The organism is Streptococcus sp. HPH0090 (assembly GCF_000411475.1).
Lineage (GTDB): Bacteria > Bacillota > Bacilli > Lactobacillales > Streptococcaceae > Streptococcus.
Window position 1 is genome coordinate 553,176 of record NZ_KE150464.1, and the last position, 20,538, is coordinate 573,713.

The window sequence follows — 20,538 nt, forward strand, 5'->3', positions numbered from 1 at the left end:
AAACCTCCTAATCAAAAAGTTGTGATAAATCTAAACCACCAAAAGGATTAGAATTGAGGTTGCTCTGAGTATTGAGTAAAAGCCGACTCTCATCCGAATCCAGAAAAGCTTCATAAATTTGCGCAGTCATGCGAGCATCTTCTAAACTATTATGAGATTGCCCTTTAAATCCTAGAAAGCTAGCCACAGTTTGCAATTTTAGATTAGCGATTCCGTGTAGATCAGAACTACGACGTTCAAAAGCCTCATCATAAAGATCGACTTTATATTGATCACGATAGTCAAACCCATGTTCTAGTAAAATCGGTAAATCACTCTTTGCAGCATTGTATCCAACAAGGGGCAAGTTACCAACGAAATCTTGAAACTTTTGGAGAACTTCTTCTACCTTTGGAGCATCTTTGAGAGTCTCTGAAGTAATACCAGTCAAACCATTAATAAAACTTTTCAAAGGAACATCAGTGTAGACATAAGAGTCAAACGCTCCTACTTCTTCACCGTCTTTAAAATGTACCGCCGATACTTGAATCAAATGAGTCTTATCCTGGTGTTTGTTAAATTCTAAATCAAATGAGATATAATCTCTTAGTGTTTCCATCTTATCGTACCTAATTAGTTTGTAAAAAGAAACCACCTGGTCTATTTATAGAAACCAAGCAGTTTTTTCTTATTTTCCAAATAAGCGAGCAAAGAAGCCTTTCTTCGATGCTTGTACTTCTTGCTTAGCTTGATCCAACTCCAACTGAAGTGTTTCTTGATCCTTCATAGCTTGAAGGGTTAACTGTTGTTGTTGATCCAATTGCTTATCTTTTTCAGCGATTTGGCGGTCTTTGACTCGCATCTGTTCATCTTTTTCAGCCAGTTGTTTATCTTTAGCTTTTAATTGCTCATAAAGACGGATGATTTCGGCATTCTTCTCATCAACAAGAATCTCCATAAGCTCTCGTTGCTTAACTTCATCACTAACTGGTTCATCTTCAAAGATAGTCTTTTTGTAGATTTCTTCAAGTTTGATCAATCCACTACGGGTAACAACGGTGACACCTTTGTCGTTTTTTGTAATATCTTCTTCAGGTAATTCTTTGACACGATTATTGATTGCTTGTCGGGATAGCCCCAAGACCTCAGCAATCTCACTGACAGTCATTTCAATACTCATAATATCCTCTATTTTTCTCTAACTTTTCTTAAATTAAATCTTATCATAAGTAAGCCAAACTGTCAAATAACACTGTATTTTCAATGGTTTTTTAGGACATAAAATTCTAAAATATTTTCACGGCCATTTTTTGAAATATATGAGAAAAACTCATCTTCTAAATTGTAGATAAAAATCAACGGTTTGGTAAATTTTTAAGAGAAAACCTTTCTAGGTTTATAAAGATTTTCACGCTTTTCTAAAATAGCTAATAGCTTCTCGCCTTCAAAAGCAGCTAATTGTTTTTCTGTTTGCTCTAATTCGATAAAACGTCCAAAACGAACCTCTTCTGCCTGTTCAGGTGTAAGAAAAACTTTGACAAGGTCACCGGTCCCAATCTCTAAAGGATGGAGAAAGTCCAATTCACCAGACTCTACTTTTGCAGTAATTTCTTCTAGAGTCAATGCGTCCTCCAATTGCAAACCAGCAGCACTGGTCCGTGTTAACTGAGACATATGCGCAGCATAACCAAGTTTCTCTCCCAAGTCGACTGACAAGGTACGGATATAAGTACCCTTACTGCATTTTACACGAAAAGTAAATCGTGCAAGATGACCATCATAAGAAATCAGACTCGTTCTTTCAAAACTATAAATGATTACCTGCCGTTCTGGACGCTCCACTTCCTGACCAGCACGCGCATACTCATAGAGTTTGCGACCATTGACCTTAACGGCCGAGTACATTGGTGGGATTTGAGTGATAGGACCAGTTAAACTCGCAATGACTTCATCGACAAGATGTTCATCCAATGGAGCTAACACAGGAGTTTCTGCAACTATTTCACCACTAGCATCCTCAGTAGTCGTAGAGTATCCAAGTGTGATTTCACCTTCGTAGACCTTTCCCTCATCCTGCATGAACTCAACCATGCGAGTCGCCTTCCCTACAGCAATGGGTAAAACACCCACAACATCCGGATCCAAGGTCCCACCGTGTCCGATTTTCTTAGTCCCTAAAATCTTACGCAGTTTAAAAACCGCATCATGTGAGGTCATCCCTGCTTCTTTCTTTAAGTTGATAATACCGTTCATTCATTAACTTTCTAAAAATACTAAAACTCTCTTTTGGAAATCCTTATTCTGTTCATATAGTGCATGCCCACACTCTGGCAAAATAGTGAGCTGGTTACTTTTGATATGCTGATGCATTCTAAGCGAAGCTTCTACGCCAAGAACATCATCTTTTTCTGCTCCAACGATTAACGTAGGGCAGTTAATTTTTTCCAAAAAATCTAGACTATCATGTTTCAAACAAGATACAGCCTGAATATCAATACGTTGTTTATCTTTAATGCGACCAAAGATTCCCATTATTCGATAAAGGTATTTAAATCTTCCAAAGGATTTAGTCGTGTAAGAGTGACGAGCAATATCAATCATCAGATCTTTATAAGTACCTGTTTGAATCAGGTTCAGCCAGCAACTAATTCTCTCCCTACCTAGATTACTTAGTTTAGCAGTTGTGACAGCTAAAACTAGCTTTTGAACCTTTTCAGGAAAATCAACTGCCAACCATTGGGCAATCATTCCACCTTGTGAAATTCCTATGATATAGGCGGTATCTAAGTTTAGTGTCTCCATTGCTTCTGCAACATCTGCTGCCATATCCCGTGTGGTATAACCCTGCCTCAACTCATTGATTCGAGAAAAAACATAAATTTTGTAACGTTTGGCAAGTATACGGTATATGATTGAAAGAGGTATAGCCATACCTTTCACGGTCTGAAGCCCATCCCCCAAGCCTGGTATAATTACTAGAGGATCCTTTCCTTTTCCAAATGTCACATAGTCCATGCTCTTTTCGTTAAAATGTAAGGTTTTCCCTTTTGTTGAAGACATTACTTCGTTCCCTCTACTATTTTTTCATGATTTATTTATGTTGAATTTATAAATGCAAGGCAAAGCCGGCAGTCACTTTTTCAAATCCAACTGCCTGATAAAACTGATGTGCAGCATTTCGTTCAGCGGTTAATCCACTATTTAGAGCCAGTGCCTTAACTCCTTCTTTTATCGCTTGTTTTTTCAATTCATCAATTAGCCTACTAGCAATTCCTTGTCTTCTTGTTTATTTTGCAACTGACAAAGCTAAAATACGATAGTAAGATCCATCTGTTTCAAAAAAGTAGAGCTTTGCATACCCTAAGAAACCTAAAATTTCTCCGTTTCTTTCAGCTAGAAGACAGCCATAATGTGGTTGAGAAAGAATCATTTCTAAACGTCGAGACAGCTTAGAAGCGGTCGTTGGATAGCCCAAGTCTTCGTATAAAGACAGTAGGACTTCAGCATCTTTTATGTTTGCTTTTCGTATCTGCATAAGAGCCTCCTAGTCTTCCTTCAAGGCATCAAACTTAGCTTTCATAGTCGGATTTTTTCTTGTCAATTTTTTAACGGAAACATCATCCAACTTGTTGTTAGCGAGGCGGAGTTGGTTTTCGGATGTTGTCAGGAATTTCTTGACTTCTTCCATCCGCTTGATGGCTTTGTCAATTTCATCAATGGCTTTACCGAAGTTAACAGAAGCTGAATTGTAGTTTTTGGCAAAGGCTACCTTGAAAGCTTCCAAATCTTCCTCAAAATGAGTGATATCAATGTTTTGCTCACGTATAAGCGCCAACTCCTGCTTATATTTTAGAGAGTTAAGAGCCGCATTGCGCAAGAGACCAATCAACTGGATAAAAAACTGAGGACGGACAACATACATTTTTTCATACTCATGACTGACATCCACAATCCCTGTGTTAAAGTAGTCATTATCGGCTTCTAACATCGATACTAATACAGCATACTCACAGTTCTTCTCACGGCGGTCCTTGTCCAACTCCTTGTAGAAATCGGCATTCTTGTGCTTCTTCTCAGTCCCGTCTGCTTCATTTTTCATCTCAAACATGATGGAAATGAATTCCAGCCCATTTTCATCAAAATCACGGAAGATGAAGTCTCCTTTAGAACCACGCGCAGAAATCTTATTGTCTTTTTCAAAATAAGCATTTGGAAAGGCAAAACTACGAACCTTGTTAAACTCGCTCTCTGCATACTGTTCTAGACTTTCACCAATTGCCTTTGTAGATTGTTGTGCCTTGAAATTCTTGTAAAATTCAACTTGCTCACTAGCTGCCTTGAGCTGTGCTTCATAGTTTTGTTTCACCGAAGCAAGAGAAAGCTCGTTTTCTTTTTCTTGCAAAAGGAGCTGATTTTTGACCTGATCGCGTTCTTTTTCCAGGTCAGAAAGAGTTTTTTGTAGTTGATTCTCATGCTCCAAGCGCAAGGTGGCCAATTGATTCTCAAGAGCTTGGACCTCTTTTTCTTTTTCTAACAGACTTTGGCTAGCGCTTTGCTCTACCTCTTTTTTGGCCAATTCTTTTTCAGTATCGAAGTTTTGAATTTGACTTTGTAGCTGGGCAATTTCTTGATCCTTTTGAGCAAGTTTTGCCTGTTGTTCATTCAAGGCCTTTTGTTCCACCAATGTCAATTCTTGCTTGATTCGGGCATGTAACTCCTTGTCAAACTCTACAGTGCGAACTTGAGAAATTAGTTCTGCATATTGACTTTCATTAACAGTAAAAACTTCGCCACAATTTGGACATTTAATTTCGTTCATGATTTTCCTCTAAATTTAACATTACTACTTTCATTATAGCATGGAAAAACAAAAAGAAAAAGTTGGAATCAATCCAACTTTTAATCTACATATGTATCTTCGTTTTTGTTTAAGAAAGCGTAAGGTAATCCAATTAGTAGACCACCACCAATAAAGTTACCGATAAAGGTCACACCCCAGTGACGAAGGATATTTCCAATACCAAAGTTTGCGATAGAATCAGCAGCAACACTGAACTTCACAATAGCAAATGATGCAAAGTTTGCGGCGATGTGTTCGTTTGTTAAGAATACAAACATGTAAATGGCTGAAAGAACCAACCAAAGTTTAGCTCCACCATCTTTAACCAAAACAAACGAAAGAATGGCGATGTTTACAAAGATATTCGCTAAAATACCTTCAAGTAACACCAATTCATTTGAACGCGCTAACTTCATTTCTACAACGCCAGAAATAAAGCTATCATGTGTTAAGTTTGCGTAAGCTGCTGAGTGTGCGAATCCCCAACCAGCGATAAGCGCACCAATTAAGTTAAAGAAAGTACAATATAAAAGAATTTCAGCTGTTTTTCTCCAGCTTATTTTTTTCAAAAAGCTACCAGCTGTAAGGAACATCATGTTTGATGTTACCAACTCAGCATTCAAGAAGACAATGTAGGCCAATCCCCAAGCGAAAACAAATGGGAAAAGGAAGCGTCCACTACCAGGAGCGATTTTATTGATCAAGTCAGCACCAACAGCTCCAGCTGCTGTACTGAAGGTAAGGAATGCACCTGCAAACATTGAACGGATAGCATACTTGAATTTGCTATTTGAATAAAGACTTTCTTTCTTTTTACAAGCAAATTCAATTTTTGAGATAAATTCTGATGAAACCATATAAACTCCTAAAACTTTTATTTGTGAATATTATAACATAAAATCGACTTTATGGAAAGGCTTTCTGAAATTTTAAAAAAATTAAAACCTATGATTCTAAAATGCGTATTTTGATATTGTATTTTTTTGTTTCATTTTTTAGATTTCTGACAAGCTTATCATTCTCTTTTGATTGGCCAAAGAAATAGGCCAGAGCTTTTCCACTCTTTTGTTGGATACACAAAAGATATCTGGCTCCATTCAATTTAACACTTGGAATAAAATGGACCTCAATCATTTTAATATCATTTAGAGGTATAATGCGATTTCTAAAGACAAAAGCATTATGGATATAAAAATTCCCCTGTGCAATTTGAAATGGTGATAAAAAATTTCCGCCACTCCTTTTGGCTATACTATACCGACGCCAAAGTATCAGTAAAAGAATGAAGGCTAGAAAGTAAATTGCCGATGTAATAACAGGACTTTTCGACAATAATTTAAATCCAATCCAAAAATAATCAAACATAAAAACCGACTCTCTTCATTTTTCTTCATTATACCACTTTTATAGGATATTAATTCATAAAAAAAGACTGAACAAAGTTCAGTCCATTCATCAGATTTAAATATTGGATACTTATCTCGTCAAATCGATACGTTGCCCAATTTTACCAATGATAATAGCTCCTACAATGAGTGAAGCGAATTCTCCGATACCAGTAGTGAACCATGTAAAGAAGAATGGTGCTTCTGCTACGATGTGCAATTCAGCAGCGATTGTTACCATTGAAATTGAAAATAGAATTGAAAAGAAGAAATGATCTTTACGAATCAATCCATTAAACAGATAATCTTTACTGTATTTACTAAACAACAGAACTCCTAGACTTAGGAAGACAAGAGTTGATCCTCCACCGACTGCAACATCAATAAGTCCAAAACTAAAGAAATTAGCAATCATACATCCAAGAGTAACACCGATAATGTACTTAGGATTGTAAAAAGCTAGAAAGTTCATCATTTCAGAAATACGGAACTGATAAGCGCCGTAGCTGATGGCATTAAGTGGTGGTGTGATTGTCAAAACCACATAAATAGCTGCGACAATGGCAATATCTGCCAAATCACGAACAGTTAGTTTTTTCATATTTTCTCCTTTAGCGGCTATCCCGCGTATAATATGCTTGGTGAAAGAAGCTAAGCACCAAGGGTTGATCAAGTCAACTTTATTAGTATAGCACAAATATAGGCTTTATGCTATACTAATCTTATGAAAAGATACATAAAAAAATTCTTCGATAACGAAATTCTATCCTATTTATTTTTTGGAGTTGCAACTACGATTGTTTCCGTAGGAACCCGCATGATTATATTTTTTATAACCAGACAAGAGTTGCTAGCAACTGCTTTAGGAAATATAACAGGTATTTTATTTGCCTTTTTTACCAACGACACCATTGTTTTTAAACAAAAACGTGAAAATTGGTTTGGGCGTCTCATTAAATTCTCAGGAGCTAGAGCTTTTACCTTCCTACTTGATATGGCATTAACCTTTATCTTTGTTACTAAATTTCCTCATATTATCGATCAATTTGTTGGTGATGACATCAACATGGTTAACACCATAGAAATCATTTTTGCACAGGTTACAATAGTCGTTCTAAACTACTTATTTAGCAAGCTTTTTGTTTTTAAAAATCATTGAGCACTTTTCTTGCTTTCCCCACAAATTCACGATATAATGTTTCCTGTAAAAATTTGATAAAATTTTGAAAGGAAAAAGATTATGTTAAAGGATCTTAAGGATTTCTTGCTCCGCGGTAACGTCGTAGACCTTGCTGTCGGTGTGATCATCGCTACTGCTTTTGGTGCTATCGTAACTTCATTCGTTAACGATATCATCACTCCACTACTATTGAACCCAGCTTTGAAAGCTGCGAAAGTTGACCGCATTGCTGAACTTTCATGGAACGGTGTTGCTTATGGTAACTTCTTGAGCGCTATCATCAACTTCGTAGTAGTTGGTACTGTTCTTTTCTTTGTAATTAAAGGAATTGAGAAAGCTCAAAACCTTCGTAAGAAAGAAGAAGTTGAAGCAGCTCCAGCTGGTCCAACTGAATTGGAAGTTCTTCAAGAAATCAAAGCACTTCTTGAAAAAAACTAAGAATGTAAAAGGATTTAGATTTGTCTAAATCCTTTTTTTACTTTTCTTTAGTATTATATTGGTCTTGAGTAAAACTCCTATTTTTGATATAATGATGAGAGTTTCCACCCTTAGTGTAATGGATATCACGTAAGATTCCGGTTCTTGAAATGGGGGTTCGATTCCCTCAGGGTGGATAGCTAGAATAAAAAAACAGCGTCAATCGCTGTTTTTTTATACCTGTTCTGATAACTCTTCCCACTCAAGCATAGCTTCTTCTTGACGATTGCTAATTTTATCCAGTTCTGCTTGTAATTGCATCAGTTCATCTGCATCATTTGTAGTGTGCATTTGGTCAGAAATATCTTGGGCTTTATTTTCCAGTTCTTCAATTTCCATTTCCAAACTTTCAATCTGGCGCATCAACTTACGCAGTTCTTTTTGACTCTCTTTCTGAGCTTGGTAATCATTAACTGGAGAAACTTCTTTTTCTTGGTTAACAGCTGCCGATTCTTCCGCTTGACTAGCTACTAGCTCTGCTTTCTTTTCAACATAATAGTCATAATCACCCAGATAGAGGGCTGATCCATTCTCTGACAATTCTAGCACATGAGTCGCTACACGATTAATAAAGTAACGGTCATGGCTGACAAATAGAAGAGTACCATCAAAGTCAATCAGGGCATTTTCCAAGACTTCCTTGCTATCGATATCCAAATGGTTTGTCGGCTCATCGAGTATCAGAAAGTTATTGTTTTCCATAGAAAGTTTAGCTAAGAGCAAGCGAGCTTTTTCTCCACCTGAAAGCATGCCAACTGATTTCTTAACGTCGTCTCCAGAGAAAAGAAAAGCACCCAAACGATTACGGATTTCTACTTCTGGCGTCAATCTAAAATCATTCCAAAGTTCATCTAAAACTGTATTGCTTGGTGTTAACTTACTTTGAGTTTGGTCATAGTAACCAACTTCAACATTTGCACCGAAACGCTTCTCGCCCTTAATTAAAGGAATCTGATCAACAATAGACTTGATAAAGGTCGTCTTTCCAATACCATTTGGACCTACTACTGCAACGGCATTCATCTTACGAAGGTCGAGGTTGATAGGCTCTGATAATATTTCTCCATTATAGCCAATCGCAGCATTTTCAACAGTTAAAACAATATTACCAGATGTTTTATCAGAGTGGAAGGTCATATTAGCTGATTTAGTTCCAGCTTCAGGCTTGTCCAAACGTTCCATTTTTTCTAGTTGTTTGCGTCGCGATTGCGCACGTTTTGTTGTCGAAGCTCGAACAAGATTGCGATTTACGAAATCTTCTAGAGCAGCAATTTCCTTCTGCTGCTTTTCATAGTTCTTAGCTTCAGTCAGTAACTTCTGTTCTTTTTGCTCAACAAAACTAGAGTAATTTCCTACATATCGATCTAAAGAATGTTTGGTTAAATCAAGCGTTATAGTTGCTACCTTATCGAGGAAATAGCGGTCGTGACTGACGATAATAAGGGCACCATTATAGTTTACGAGGTAATTTTCAAGCCAGGCAATCGTTTCAATATCTAAGTGGTTTGTTGGTTCATCCAAAACCAAGAGATTGGGTTTTTCAAGGAGCATTTTTGCCAGTGCGAGACGAGTATTTTGACCACCAGAGAGCTCGGCAATCTTCATCTGCCACATCGATTCATCGAATTTAAATCCGTTTAAAATAGCCCGAATATCCGCTTCGTAGGTGAAACCTCCGGCCTGACGGAAGTTTTCTGAAAAACGATCGTAGTCAGCCATTAGTTTTTCTAAATCCGCACCTGACTTTTCAACCATCTCTAGCTCCATTTGACGAAGCTGTTTTTCAGTCATGCGCAAGCCATCAAAGACGTGCAACATCTCATCATAGATAGTATTTTCTGACTCAAAACGACTATCTTGTGCTAGATAAGACAGAGAAATATCTTTTTTCTTATTAATCTCTCCAGAGCTTGGTTCTTCTTCTCCTACCAAGATTTTTAAAAGTGTAGACTTTCCTGCACCATTTCTCCCAACCAGGGCAATACGGTCTCTTTCATCGACTTGTAAGTTAATATTTTCAAATAGAACTTCTCCTGCAAAAGAGCGTTCGATTTTATTTGCTTGTAATATAATCATGTAACTATTTTACTATCTTTTTCTATTTTTAACAATTCAAATAAAAAAAGTTCGAGTTTAACACTCGAACTTTTAAATGTTAATAACCGATACCACCACGGAATGTACGCGCCATATCTTTTAAGTTATAGTTCTTAGAAGATGTGTCGATTGTCCATTTTCCGTCTTTCTTGGTCATTTTGATTTCGTAACCTTCTTTTTGCATATTATCGCTAGTATCAAGCGGTGTTGAATCAAATTGACTTGGTGCATTTTCTAAAATGTATTTCTCACCAGCTTTCATAGCTTCTGAATAGCTGCTGTATTTCCCTTTGTTCTCGTTGTAGAACTTACGGCTCAATTCGTAAACATTCAAGTTATCCAAATCAATTGTTTCAGGACGGACATAGACAACAGCGTAGTCTGGAAGGTATGTTTTAACTTTATAATCTACTTTTGCACGTTTAGCATTCGCTTTGATGTATGCTTCTGCAAATGTACGAAGTTCAGAATCAGAAGGTTTGTAGTTGTAGAAACCTTTACCAAATGATTCGATGAATTTTTTGATGAATTCTTCTCTGTCAGCTTTCACATCATTTGTGATAACATCTGAATCATTAGAAGATTTCTTGTCATCTGACTTCTTGTCATCTGACTTCTTGTCATCTGACTTCTTGTCATCTGATTTCTTGTCATCTGATTTCTTGTCATCTGACTTCTTGTCATCTGATTTCTTATCATCTGATTTCTTATCATCTGATTTCTTATCATCTGATTTCTTATCAGATTTTTTGTCTTCAAGTGCAACGATTTGAGATTTGTCATTAGTAAAACTTACATTAGAAGCTCCACCAGTGTTTTCTCCATCAAGGTAAACAGCATCTACATATTTTTTCAAAGCTTCTTTGGCTTCATCAATATTGTCTTCGTATTGGCTAGGATCAACCTTAATCGCTACATCGTTTTTATCTTTTGAGTTTTCTTTTACATCATCGTAAAAGCTTGGTGCAAAGTGAAGTTCATACTTAGCGTCTTTATCAACTTCATATACAACGTAACCAGCTACACTCTTACCTTTAGAGAGGCTGTCTCCATAAGACATAAATTTTGTTTTACTGTCTGACTCATAGATTTGAATCGGTTCAACTTTTTCGTCTTTTTCGTTATAAAGCGTGATATCATGGCTAGTAAAACTAAACTGTTTATCACGATTGTTTTTGATTTCTACTTGAAGAGCAAGGTAGTGTGAGTTTGAATCTTCATCTTTTGGAAGAACATACATACCGTCTTTAACAGAAACTTCAAAGTTTGAATTAGATGCAGTACCATTGTCACTTGCTTTTTTACTATTTCCACAAGCTACTAATGCTAAAGCAGTTAAAAGCAAAGCAGAATGCTTAAGAACTTTTTTCATAATAGAAAATCTCCTTTTATTATTTACTATATTGTACCATACCATCTAAAAATTTCAAACTAGAAACGGGAAATCGCTTTAAAAATATTATATATTTTTAAAAAAATGATAAAAAACTACCTATTTTTACAAAAAATGATATCATGAATTCATATAAATTGTTCATGCTAACGTTTTACTAAAACTTTAAAAAATGCTATAATGTAAACGGTTAATAATAATAACAAAAAAAGGAGAACTTCAATGACTTATCAAGAAAATTACCAAAAATGGGTAGATTTTGCAGAACTTCCTGACTACCTCCGTCAAGATTTAGAAAATATGGATGAGAAAACAAAGGAAGACGCCTTCTATACTAATCTTGAATTCGGTACAGCTGGTATGCGCGGATTGATTGGTGCAGGTACAAACCGCATTAACATCTATGTAGTCCGTCAAGCGACTGAAGGTTTGGCTCGTTTGATTGAATCTAAAGGTGGAAATGAAAAAGAACGTGGGGTAGCCATCGCATACGATAGCCGTCACTTCTCTCCAGAATTTGCCTTTGAATCTGCAGCTGTTCTTGCAAAACACGGTATTAAATCATATGTCTTTGAAAGTCTCCGTCCTACTCCAGAACTTTCATTTACTGTTCGTCACCTCAACTGCTTCGCAGGTATCATGATCACTGCTAGCCACAACCCAGCTCCATTTAATGGATACAAGGTTTATGGTGAAGATGGTGGTCAAATGCCTCCACACGATGCAGATGCTTTGACAACTTACATCCGTGCTATCGAAAACCCATTTACTATTGAGGTTGCTGATGTTGAAGCTGAAAAAGCTTCTGGTTTGATTGAGGTCATTGGTGAAGCAGTTGATGCAGAGTACCTTAAAGAAGTTAAAGATGTAAACATCAACCCATCCTTGATTGAAGAGTTTGGTAAAGATATGAAGATTGTCTATACTCCTCTTCACGGTACTGGTGAAATGTTGGCTCGTCGCGCTCTTGCTCAAGCAGGATTTGACTCTGTTCAGGTTGTTGAAGCTCAAGCAACTCCAGATCCAAATTTCTCTACTGTTAAATCTCCAAACCCTGAAAATCAAGCAGCATTTGCCCTTGCTGAAGAGCTTGGTCGTCAAGTTGGAGCTGATGTTCTTGTTGCGACTGACCCTGACGCTGACCGTGTTGGTGTTGAAGTCCTTCAAAAAGACGGTAGCTACCTCAACCTTTCAGGTAACCAAATCGGTGCTATCATGGCTAAGTATATCTTGGAAGCTCACAAGAACGCTGGAACCCTTCCAGAAAATGCAGCCCTTTGCAAATCAATCGTTTCAACTGACTTGGTTACTAAGATTGCTGAAAGCTACGGCGCAACTATGTTTAACGTTTTGACTGGTTTCAAATTTATCGCTGAAAAGATTCAAGAATTCGAAGAAAAACACAATCACACTTACATGATGGGATTTGAAGAAAGCTTCGGTTACTTAATCAAACCATTCGTACGTGATAAAGACGCGATTCAAGCTGTTCTTGTCGTTGCTGAACTTGCTGCCTACTACCGCTCTCGTGGTTTGACACTTGCAGATGGTATTGAAGAAATCTACAAAGAGTACGGCTACTATGCTGAAAAGACTATTTCTGTTACCCTTTCAGGTGTTGATGGTGCTGAGCAGATCAAGGCAATCATGGCTAAATTCCGTGACAATGGTCCAAAAGAATTCAATAATACAGCAATTACTGTTGTTGAAGACTTTAAAGCTCAAACATCTACTGCTGCAGATGGCACTGTAACAGCCTTGACAACTCCTCCAAGTGATGTCTTGAAATACACACTTGCGGATGGTTCTTGGATTGCTGTTCGTCCTTCAGGTACTGAACCAAAAATTAAATTCTATATTGCAGTGGTTGGTGAAAGCAATGAAGATTCACAAACTAAAATTGCAAACATTGAAGCTGAAATCAACGCTTTTGTAAAATAACAACTTAAAAAGATGAGATAGACCATCTCATCTTTTTTCGTATCAAATCTAAGCATTTTTAAAAACTTTATGGCATACTAGATTTATCAATGAAAGCGAGGTAAACTCATGGAACAATTCTTAGAAGATATTAAAGATCTCGAAGTTACAACTGTAGCACGTGCTCAAGAAGCCCTTGATAAAAAAGAAACTGCAACTTTCTTTATCGGCCGTAAAACTTGTCCTTACTGCCGTAAATTTGCCGAAACTTTAGCTGGTGTCGTTGCCGAAACAAAAGCACACATCTACTTCATCAACAGCGAAGAACCAAGTCAGCTCGATGCATTACAAAACTTCCGCTCACGTTATGAAATCCCTACAGTACCTGGATTCGTACATGTTGCTAATGGAGAAATCAAGGTTCGTTGTGATTCTTCTATGTCTGCACAAGAAATCAAAGAATTTGCTGGTTTGTAAAAAACATAAAAAAAAGAAGGCAAATGCCTTCTTTTTTTTTATATATCTGTCAATGGTGTTGCGGTATCAGGAGACGTATCGTAAACTTGAAAATCTACTCCTACACCGAGATCCGCTTGAGCTAGCTGATTGACCATGGTCATGTGGGCAAGCTCCTTGATATTATTTTCCTTAGATAAATGGCCCAGGTAGATTTTTTTGGTACGATTACCAAGTGTACGTATCATGGCATCTGCACCATCTTCATTCGAAAGGTGACCGAGGTCAGAAAGAATCCGTTGTTTGAGTCGCCAAGCATAAGATCCAGATCGCAAAATTTCTACATCATGATTTGACTCGATAAGGTAACCATCTGCATTTTCAACAATACCAGCCATACGGTCACTGACATAGCCTGTATCTGTCAGCATGACGAAACTTTTATCGTCCTTCATAAAACGATAGAACTGGGGAGCTGCCGCATCATGACTAACACCAAAACTCTCGATGTCGATATCGCCAAAGGTTTTAGTCTTTCCCATTTCAAAAATATGCTTTTGAGAAGAATCAACTTTACCTAAGTACTTACTATTTTCCATAGCTTGCCAAGTTTTCTCATTGGCGTAAAGATCCATGCCATACTTACGCGCTAAAACTCCAACACCATGTATGTGATCCGTGTGTTCATGCGTAATTAAGATAGCATCCAAATCTTCTGGCTTACGGTTAATCTCAGCCAATAAGCTTGTGATTTTTTTGCCAGATAATCCTGCGTCTACTAAAATCTTTTTCTTAGGGGTTTCTAGATAGAAGGAATTACCACTAGAACCCGATGCTAAAATACTATATTTAAAGCCTGTTTCACTCATTCTAGTCTTCTACTTCATCCTCCCATACTTCTTCCTTCACAGCATCTCTATCATAAGGAAGTACAATGGTAAAGGTTGAACCCTTACCGTATTCACTCTTAGCCCAGATAAAACCATTATGTTGTTTGACGATTTCTTTAGCAATAGCAAGTCCTAGACCAGTACCACCTTGCGCACGACTTCTTGCTTTGTCAACACGATAAAAACGGTCAAAAATCTTTGGTAAATCTTCTTTAGGAATCCCAAGTCCTTGATCCGAAATAGATAAAATCATCTGGTCATCAGTGGTTTTCATACTAACCGTAATTTTCCCACCATCAGGCGAATACTTGATGGCATTGTTAAGAATATTATCGATTACCTGAGTCATCTTGTCTGTATCAATTTCAATCCAGACCGATGTAATCGGATAATCTCGAACCAACTCGTATTTCTTTTCTTGATCCTGAGATCGCATCTTATCGAAACGGTTTAGGATAAACGTAATGAAAGCTGTAAAGTTAATCAATTCAACATCTAAATGGCTAGTTGCATTATCAATACGCGAAAGATGCAAGAGGTCCGTTACCATTCGCATCATACGGTTGGTCTCATTTAGAGATACTTTGATAAAATCAGGAGCAACAGGTTCATATAATGCACCCTCATCCAAGGCCTCTAAGTAAGATTTTACACTGGTCAATGGAGTTCGCAATTCATGACTAACGTTTGAAACGAATAGTCTTCTCTCACGTTCTTCCTTCTCTTGTTCAGTCGTATCATGTAGAACCGCTACTAAACCAGAGATAAAGCCAGACTCTCTACGAATCAAGGCAAAACGCACACGCAAACTAATATACTCCCCATTTACATTTTGGGAATAAATCATCATTTCAGGACTTTGCGTAATTAAGTCTCTAAGCTCGTACTCATCTTCAATCTTGAGCAACTCTAAAATGTTCTGATTGAGCGCGTCATCACTTTCAACCCCAAGTTGTCTTTTAGCCATATCGTTAATCATAGTGATTTGACCACGACGATTGGTTGCAAGAACTCCGTCTGTCATATATGACAGGATACTATGCAATCTTTTACTTTCCTGCTCAAGGTTTTCCTGAGTTAGACGAATAACTTCAGACAAATCATTTAAGTTATTCGTAATGTTAGTGATTTCAGTATTCCCCTGCATATCTAATACCTGAGAATAATCACCCGCAATTAAATCTTTAATCTTTTGATTCAACTGTTTAAGTCGAATATTATCTCTTCGGCCTTCAAGCAAGAGAAAGCTAACAAGCATAATAAAACCAATTAATATGAGTACAAAGACGAAATCTCTGGTTAAAATTGTTTGTTTAATTATATCAATCATTATTTCTCATATAATAACCCACACCACGACGAGTTAAGATATATTCAGGTCTACTTGGTGTGTCTTCAATCTTCTCACGTAGACGTCTAATGGTAACATCGACAGTACGAACATCACCAAAATAATCATAACCCCAAACAGTCTCAAGGAGATGTTCACGGGTAATAACTTGACCAAGATGAGAAGCTAAGTGATGCAATAGCTCAAACTCTCTGTGAGTTAAGTCCAATTCTTCTCCATATTTTTTGGCTACATAAGCATCTGGAAGAATCTCTAAATCCCTAATTTGAAGACTTTGCAATTTAGTATCTTCCTCTTGGTTATCTACTGTTACTAACTCCGTACGACGAAGAAGAGCCTTCACACGCGCTTGTAGCTCACGGTTTGAAAATGGCTTGGTCACATAATCATCCGCACCAAGTTCAAGACCAATAACCTTGTCAAACTCACTATCTTTTGCCGAAAGCATGATAATTGGAACACTACTTGTTTTGCGAATCGTTTTAGCCACTTCAAGACCATCAATCTCTGGAAGCATCAGATCCAAAATAATAATATCTGGTTTCTCAGCTTCAAACAATTCGATGGCTTCGCGTCCATTAAAGGCTGTAACAACCTCATAACCTTCCTTGGTCATATTAAACTTAATAATATCTGAGATTGGTTTTTCATCATCTACAATCAATATTTTTTTCATATAGTCACCTTTTTCCTTATATCAATTATACCAAAAAAATGCAAAGAAGACACGAAAGACTGGTATTATCCTATCTTTTTAAATATGCTTGCCAAATTTTTTGTTGAGGTTTTGCTAGTGGATAGAGGTCAAACTCTTCAGGGGTTAACCAAACTACCTCTTTATCACAATATTCTTTGCTATCAACTACTTGCCCAGATAGGATTCGTACATGCCACTTTCGATGGCTAAAGATATGTTTCACTTCTTCGAAATGACTATCCTGCCACTCAACTTCTAAATCATAATCCTGCTCAAAACTTTCTTGCGGTGATGGCCCAAGTTGAATAGATGATTCAGCTACCTGATTAAAGAGATTTAGTTCTTCATTTTTAGAAAATTCATCTACCTCAATCAAGGGAAAATGCCAAAATCCAGCTAGTAACTTTTCGCTTTCATTCTTTTCTAGTAAAAACTGTCCTTTATCATTTTGAACAACTAAAGCATTAAGATAGACAGGAACTGGCTTTTTCTTTGGCGCTTTAATGGGATAGCGTCCCATTGTTCCATTTTGATAGGCAGCACTAAAATCTTTAACTGGACTATCTTCTGGTCTCGGATTAACGGGGGCCTCAATATCTGAACCCAAATCCATCAAGGCTTGATTGAAATCACCTGGACGTTCTGGATCAATCAAAATTTCCATCATGGCTTGAAATATCTTGCGATTACTTGGATTGCCAATGTCGTGATTGACTTCAAATAAACGAGCCAAAACACGCATGACATTCCCATCAACTGCAGGCTGTGCTAGATTAAAGGCAATACTTGAAATAGCTCCGGCTGTATAGGGACCTATCCCTTTCAATCTTGAAATACCTTCGTAAGTTGAAGGAAATTCTCCATTAAATTCATTCATAATCTGCTGAGCCGCAGTTTGCATATTGCGAACACGCGAATAATATCCAAGACCTTCCCATGCCTTTAATAAACGTTCTTCAGGTGCATTTGCTAAACTCTCGACAGTAGGAAACCATTCTAGAAACCGTTCATAATAGGGAATAACTGTATCAACTCTGGTCTGTTGTAACATAATTTCAGACACCCAGATATGGTAAGGATTCTTACTTCTTCTCCAAGGTAAATCTCGCTTATTCTCATCATACCAGGCTAATAATTTATTTCGGAAAGAGCGAATTTTATCTTCTTCCCACATGGACACGCCATATTTCTCCAAATCTAACATATATCTAGTATAGCATATCCTTATAAGATACTCAAAAAATGAAAATTGTCCTTGTTTTAGTATCGACTCTCTTATCATGCCTGACTATCAGACATACTCTACTATTTCTGTTATTTTCTATCTTTTTTTGATATAATGACTTTTGAATGAATCTTTAAAGGAGATATTAATGCGTTTTAATCAATTTAGTTATTATCCCGTTACAAATCAACAAGCTCTAAAGGAATTATCTGACCTTGGCTTCAATCTTGACCTATCAGCATCAGCCAAAGAGCAGTTTGAATCTTTCGTCAGAAAGTGTTTCTTCAATTACAAAAATACCGACTATCCACTTTCCGCTTTAGCAGTTGATAAGGAGACTGACCTGTTAACCTTCTTCAATTCAGAACGTGAATTAACTGCAGAGATTTTCTATACTGTAGCATTCCAGTTACTTGGATTCAGTTACTTAGTAGACTTTGAAGATAGTCTTGCTTTTCATAAAGAAACAGCATTCCCAATTGTTTACGGTAATTTGATTGATAACCTCTACCAACTTCTTAATACGCGCACTAAAAAGGGAAATACCTTGATTGATCAGCTAGTTAGTGATGGTCTCATTCCTGAGGACAATGACTATCATTACTTCAATGGTAAGAGTTTGGCAACCTTCAATACTAACAATGTCATTCGTGAAGTAGTTTATGTAGAAACTCGTGTTGATTCTGATAAGGATGGTCTGCCTGATCTCATTAAGGTGAGCATAATCCGACCAACATACCATGGAAAGATTCCTGCTGTCATGACAGCAAGCCCATACCATCAAGGAACCAATGATAAGGCAAGCGATAAGGCTCTCTATAAAATGGAAGCCGAACTAGAAGTCAAGGAACCACATGAAATTACGCTAGATAAGCCAACCCTAGACTTGGTTGAACCAGTTGGGGACGCAACACTCGTTTCTGATGCTGAAGAAAAACTCACTCATATCAATAGTAGCTACACACTTAACGACTACTTCCTCCCAAGAGGATTTGCAAATATCTATGTATCTGGTCTTGGTACCAAGGATTCTCAAGGTCAAATGACCAATGGTGACTACCGACAAGTCGAAGCTTATAAAAATGTCATTGATTGGCTCAATGGTCGATGCCGTGCCTTCACAGACCATAGTCGTGAACGTCAAGTAAATGCTGACTGGTCAAATGGTAAAGTAGCAACTACTGGACTTTCTTACCTAGGAACAATGTCTAATGGTCTGGCTACTACAGGAGTTGATGGTTTAGAAGTCATTATTGCTGAAGCAGGTATCTCATCATGGTACAACTATTACCGTGAAAATGGTCTTGTGACAAGCCCAGGTGGCTATCCAGGGGAGGACTTCGATTCATTAGATGAATTAACTTATTCTCGTAATCTCTTAGCTGGTGACTATATTCGTGGAAACGAGGCTCATAAAAAATCCATAGAAGAACTGAAGAATAATCTAGACCGTAAAACTGGAGATTATAACCAATTTTGGCATGACAGAAATTACCTCCTTAATGCTGAAAAAGTTAAGGCTGAAGTTGTTTTTACCCACGGTTCGCAAGACTGGAATGTCAAACCACTTCACGTCTATCAAATGTTTAATGCTCTTCCAAGTCATATTAATAAGCACCTCTTTTATCATAACGGGGCTCATGTTTATATGAACAACTGGCAGTCTATTGATTTCCGTGAATCTATGAATGCCCTTTTGACACATAAATTATTGGGGCAAGAAACTGACTACCAACTTCCAAGAGTCGTTTGGCAAGACAATACTAGTCCACAAACCTGGCATAAACTAAATGACTTTGGAAATCAAGCTGAACATAAAACTTTCTCTTTGGGTACTGAAGAAGCTATCATTGAAAATCATTACCAAGATTCTGACTTTGAACGTTTTGGAAAAACCTACCAAACCTTTAACAATGAACTCTATCAAGGGAAAGTCAATCAGGTAACCATTGACATTCCAGTGACGGAAGACCTTCATCTTAATGGTCGTGTCAAACTAAACCTCCATCTTAAATCAAGTACCAATAAAGGCTTACTTTCTGCTCAACTTCTTGAACTTGGTCAAAAGAAATACCTACAACCGTATCCAGGAATCTTATCAGTCCGTACAATCGATAATGGCCGTTACCACATGCTGGAAAATCTTTGTGAACTACCATTTAGCCCAAATGCACAGCGTGTTATTACCAAAGGCTACCTCAATCTCCAAAATCGTCATGATTTATTGAAAATTAAAGAAGTTAAGCCAGATGAATGGATGGAATTCCAATTTGAACTCCAACCAACAATTTACAAACTAAGAAAAGGCGATACAATTCGACTCGTTCTTTATACTACTGACTTTGAGATCACTATACGTGACAATACAGACTATCAATTAACTGTGGACCTTTCACAATCAAGTCTAGAACTTCCTTATCAAAAATAGTTAGTAAACCAGAAAACCCGTGATACGAATATCACGGGTTTTTTTATTCTTATTTTTTTTCTTCGGCTTGTTTCTTCATTCTCGCAAGTCTCAATGAACGATTTGGATTGAGGCGATTAAAAAGTTCTTCTAATTTCTTTTCATTCCAGACGTCTGCTGCAGAAACAAAATTTCCATCAGCATCTCGGAAAGATATTGGTTTATCACCCATAGCTATCTC

At 37.3% G+C, this 20,538-nt stretch carries 20 protein-coding genes, 1 tRNA gene, 1 pseudogene and 1 riboswitch; of the genes and pseudogenes, 6 read left to right on the forward strand and 16 right to left on the reverse strand.

Annotated features, from left to right (window positions below; translation table 11 throughout):
• Positions 1-7 precede the first annotated feature (7 nt).
• The 9 genes and pseudogenes from HMPREF1481_RS04700 to HMPREF1481_RS04740 all read right to left on the reverse strand — a co-directional run bounded on the left by HMPREF1481_RS04700 (position 8) and on the right by HMPREF1481_RS04740 (position 6,805).
• Positions 8-598, reverse strand: a complete 591-nt coding sequence (locus tag HMPREF1481_RS04700) for a 3'-5' exonuclease (RefSeq protein ID WP_016465906.1) — start codon at positions 596-598, stop codon at positions 8-10.
• A gap of 69 nt (positions 599-667) precedes the next feature.
• Positions 668-1,159, reverse strand: coding sequence for a DUF536 domain-containing protein (locus HMPREF1481_RS04705; RefSeq protein ID WP_004252719.1), 492 nt, complete (start codon positions 1,157-1,159; stop codon positions 668-670).
• Between the two features lie 194 nt (positions 1,160-1,353).
• On the reverse strand, positions 1,354-2,232 hold the full coding sequence (gene truB / locus HMPREF1481_RS04710; protein ID WP_016465907.1) for a tRNA pseudouridine(55) synthase TruB: 879 nt from the start codon (positions 2,230-2,232) through the stop codon (positions 1,354-1,356).
• Between the two features lie 3 nt (positions 2,233-2,235).
• Positions 2,236-3,039, reverse strand: a complete 804-nt coding sequence (locus HMPREF1481_RS04715) for an alpha/beta fold hydrolase (RefSeq protein ID WP_016465908.1) — start codon at positions 3,037-3,039, stop codon at positions 2,236-2,238.
• Positions 3,040-3,085: 46 nt separating this feature from the next.
• Positions 3,086-3,514: pseudogene (locus HMPREF1481_RS10635) on the reverse strand (GNAT family N-acetyltransferase).
• A gap of 9 nt (positions 3,515-3,523) precedes the next feature.
• Positions 3,524-4,798, reverse strand: coding sequence for a DUF2130 domain-containing protein (locus HMPREF1481_RS04725; protein ID WP_016465910.1), 1,275 nt, complete (start codon positions 4,796-4,798; stop codon positions 3,524-3,526).
• Positions 4,799-4,878: 80 nt separating this feature from the next.
• Positions 4,879-5,676 carry a formate/nitrite transporter family protein gene (locus HMPREF1481_RS04730; protein ID WP_016465911.1) on the reverse strand — a complete coding sequence of 266 codons (798 nt, stop codon included), beginning with the start codon at positions 5,674-5,676 and terminating at the stop codon, positions 4,879-4,881.
• An 88-nt stretch (positions 5,677-5,764) separates the two neighbouring features.
• Positions 5,765-6,184 carry a hypothetical protein gene (locus HMPREF1481_RS04735; protein ID WP_016465912.1) on the reverse strand — a complete coding sequence of 140 codons (420 nt, stop codon included), beginning with the start codon at positions 6,182-6,184 and terminating at the stop codon, positions 5,765-5,767.
• Positions 6,185-6,295: 111 nt separating this feature from the next.
• Positions 6,296-6,805, reverse strand: coding sequence for a QueT transporter family protein (locus HMPREF1481_RS04740; protein ID WP_016465913.1), 510 nt, complete (start codon positions 6,803-6,805; stop codon positions 6,296-6,298).
• A riboswitch (PreQ1 riboswitch) is annotated at positions 6,803-6,900 on the reverse strand. (Overlaps the previous gene by 3 nt.)
• 28 nt (positions 6,901-6,928) lie before the next feature.
• Between HMPREF1481_RS04740 and HMPREF1481_RS0101815 the strand changes: the two genes are divergently transcribed.
• The 3 genes from HMPREF1481_RS0101815 (at position 6,929) to HMPREF1481_RS04750 (ending at position 7,998) form a co-directional block, all read left to right on the forward strand.
• The gene (locus HMPREF1481_RS0101815; RefSeq protein ID WP_025173267.1) at positions 6,929-7,363 is read left to right on the forward strand and encodes a GtrA family protein; all 435 of its coding nucleotides are present in this window, start codon (positions 6,929-6,931) and stop codon (positions 7,361-7,363) included.
• 81 nt (positions 7,364-7,444) lie between these two features.
• Positions 7,445-7,822 carry a large conductance mechanosensitive channel protein MscL gene (gene mscL, locus HMPREF1481_RS04745; RefSeq protein ID WP_016465915.1) on the forward strand — a complete coding sequence of 126 codons (378 nt, stop codon included), beginning with the start codon at positions 7,445-7,447 and terminating at the stop codon, positions 7,820-7,822.
• A gap of 104 nt (positions 7,823-7,926) precedes the next feature.
• Positions 7,927-7,998: transfer RNA gene (locus tag HMPREF1481_RS04750), tRNA-Arg, on the forward strand.
• A 37-nt stretch (positions 7,999-8,035) separates the two neighbouring features.
• Here HMPREF1481_RS04750 and HMPREF1481_RS04755 read toward each other — a convergent pair.
• Together HMPREF1481_RS04755 and HMPREF1481_RS04760 are read right to left on the reverse strand one after the other, a co-directional pair.
• A complete protein-coding gene (locus HMPREF1481_RS04755) occupies positions 8,036-9,937 on the reverse strand; it encodes an ABC-F family ATP-binding cassette domain-containing protein (RefSeq protein ID WP_016465916.1) in 1,902 nt (633 codons plus the stop codon).
• Positions 9,938-10,016: 79 nt separating this feature from the next.
• Entirely contained in the window at positions 10,017-11,330 is a 1,314-nt protein-coding gene (locus HMPREF1481_RS04760; RefSeq protein ID WP_016465917.1) for a DUF4352 domain-containing protein, read from the reverse strand.
• Between the two features lie 243 nt (positions 11,331-11,573).
• Here HMPREF1481_RS04760 and HMPREF1481_RS04765 point away from each other — a divergent pair, with 243 nt between their 5' ends.
• Complete coding sequence (locus tag HMPREF1481_RS04765; protein WP_016465918.1) at positions 11,574-13,292, forward strand: phospho-sugar mutase; 1,719 nt, start codon at positions 11,574-11,576, stop codon at positions 13,290-13,292.
• Positions 13,293-13,400: 108 nt separating this feature from the next.
• Positions 13,401-13,748: a thiol reductase thioredoxin gene (locus HMPREF1481_RS04770; RefSeq protein ID WP_016465919.1), complete on the forward strand. Its 348-nt coding sequence runs from the start codon at positions 13,401-13,403 to the stop codon at positions 13,746-13,748.
• A gap of 38 nt (positions 13,749-13,786) precedes the next feature.
• Here the strand turns inward: HMPREF1481_RS04770 and HMPREF1481_RS04775 are convergent, their stop codons facing one another.
• The 4 genes from HMPREF1481_RS04775 to mutY all read right to left on the reverse strand — a co-directional run bounded on the left by HMPREF1481_RS04775 (position 13,787) and on the right by mutY (position 17,869).
• A complete protein-coding gene (locus HMPREF1481_RS04775; RefSeq protein WP_016465920.1) occupies positions 13,787-14,596 on the reverse strand; it encodes an MBL fold metallo-hydrolase in 810 nt (269 codons plus the stop codon).
• Position 14,597: 1 nt separating this feature from the next.
• On the reverse strand, positions 14,598-15,947 hold the full coding sequence (gene vicK, locus HMPREF1481_RS04780; protein ID WP_016465921.1) for a cell wall metabolism sensor histidine kinase VicK: 1,350 nt from the start codon (positions 15,945-15,947) through the stop codon (positions 14,598-14,600).
• The gene (gene yycF, locus HMPREF1481_RS04785) at positions 15,940-16,644 is read right to left on the reverse strand and encodes a response regulator YycF (protein ID WP_016465922.1); all 705 of its coding nucleotides are present in this window, start codon (positions 16,642-16,644) and stop codon (positions 15,940-15,942) included. The genes vicK and yycF overlap by 8 nt, the downstream gene beginning before the upstream one ends.
• Before the next feature lie 70 nt (positions 16,645-16,714).
• On the reverse strand, positions 16,715-17,869 hold the full coding sequence (gene mutY, locus HMPREF1481_RS04790) for an A/G-specific adenine glycosylase (protein ID WP_016465923.1): 1,155 nt from the start codon (positions 17,867-17,869) through the stop codon (positions 16,715-16,717).
• A gap of 169 nt (positions 17,870-18,038) precedes the next feature.
• Between mutY and HMPREF1481_RS04795 the strand changes: the two genes are divergently transcribed.
• Positions 18,039-20,318 (forward strand): Xaa-Pro dipeptidyl-peptidase, encoded by a 2,280-nt coding sequence (locus HMPREF1481_RS04795; protein WP_016465924.1) that lies wholly within the window; start codon positions 18,039-18,041, stop codon positions 20,316-20,318.
• Positions 20,319-20,367: 49 nt separating this feature from the next.
• On the opposite strand, the gene HMPREF1481_RS04800 is transcribed toward HMPREF1481_RS04795, so the two are convergent.
• A complete protein-coding gene (locus HMPREF1481_RS04800; RefSeq protein WP_006148428.1) occupies positions 20,368-20,529 on the reverse strand; it encodes a hypothetical protein in 162 nt (53 codons plus the stop codon).
• Between the last annotated feature and the right edge of the window lie 9 nt (positions 20,530-20,538).

Excerpts from the sequence above, each read along its gene's own strand:
- HMPREF1481_RS04700 (WP_016465906.1), bottom strand. The coding sequence starts at position 598 with ATGGAAACACTAAGAGATTATATCTCATTTGATTTAGAATTTAACAAA.
- HMPREF1481_RS04705 (WP_004252719.1), bottom strand. The coding sequence starts at position 1,159 with ATGAGTATTGAAATGACTGTCAGTGAGATTGCTGAGGTCTTGGGGCTA.
- truB (WP_016465907.1), bottom strand. The coding sequence starts at position 2,232 with ATGAACGGTATTATCAACTTAAAGAAAGAAGCAGGGATGACCTCACAT.
- HMPREF1481_RS04715 (WP_016465908.1), bottom strand. The coding sequence starts at position 3,039 with ATGTCTTCAACAAAAGGGAAAACCTTACATTTTAACGAAAAGAGCATG.
- HMPREF1481_RS04725 (WP_016465910.1), bottom strand. The coding sequence starts at position 4,798 with ATGAACGAAATTAAATGTCCAAATTGTGGCGAAGTTTTTACTGTTAAT.
- HMPREF1481_RS04730 (WP_016465911.1), bottom strand. The coding sequence starts at position 5,676 with ATGGTTTCATCAGAATTTATCTCAAAAATTGAATTTGCTTGTAAAAAG.
- HMPREF1481_RS04735 (WP_016465912.1), bottom strand. The coding sequence starts at position 6,184 with ATGTTTGATTATTTTTGGATTGGATTTAAATTATTGTCGAAAAGTCCT.
- HMPREF1481_RS04740 (WP_016465913.1), bottom strand. The coding sequence starts at position 6,805 with ATGAAAAAACTAACTGTTCGTGATTTGGCAGATATTGCCATTGTCGCA.
- HMPREF1481_RS0101815 (WP_025173267.1), top strand. The coding sequence starts at position 6,929 with ATGAAAAGATACATAAAAAAATTCTTCGATAACGAAATTCTATCCTAT.
- mscL (WP_016465915.1), top strand. The coding sequence starts at position 7,445 with ATGTTAAAGGATCTTAAGGATTTCTTGCTCCGCGGTAACGTCGTAGAC.
- HMPREF1481_RS04755 (WP_016465916.1), bottom strand. The coding sequence starts at position 9,937 with ATGATTATATTACAAGCAAATAAAATCGAACGCTCTTTTGCAGGAGAA.
- HMPREF1481_RS04760 (WP_016465917.1), bottom strand. The coding sequence starts at position 11,330 with ATGAAAAAAGTTCTTAAGCATTCTGCTTTGCTTTTAACTGCTTTAGCA.
- HMPREF1481_RS04765 (WP_016465918.1), top strand. The coding sequence starts at position 11,574 with ATGACTTATCAAGAAAATTACCAAAAATGGGTAGATTTTGCAGAACTT.
- HMPREF1481_RS04770 (WP_016465919.1), top strand. The coding sequence starts at position 13,401 with ATGGAACAATTCTTAGAAGATATTAAAGATCTCGAAGTTACAACTGTA.
- HMPREF1481_RS04775 (WP_016465920.1), bottom strand. The coding sequence starts at position 14,596 with ATGAGTGAAACAGGCTTTAAATATAGTATTTTAGCATCGGGTTCTAGT.
- vicK (WP_016465921.1), bottom strand. The coding sequence starts at position 15,947 with ATGATTGATATAATTAAACAAACAATTTTAACCAGAGATTTCGTCTTT.
- yycF (WP_016465922.1), bottom strand. The coding sequence starts at position 16,644 with ATGAAAAAAATATTGATTGTAGATGATGAAAAACCAATCTCAGATATT.
- mutY (WP_016465923.1), bottom strand. The coding sequence starts at position 17,869 with ATGTTAGATTTGGAGAAATATGGCGTGTCCATGTGGGAAGAAGATAAA.
- HMPREF1481_RS04795 (WP_016465924.1), top strand. The coding sequence starts at position 18,039 with ATGCGTTTTAATCAATTTAGTTATTATCCCGTTACAAATCAACAAGCT.
- HMPREF1481_RS04800 (WP_006148428.1), bottom strand. The coding sequence starts at position 20,529 with ATGGGTGATAAACCAATATCTTTCCGAGATGCTGATGGAAATTTTGTT.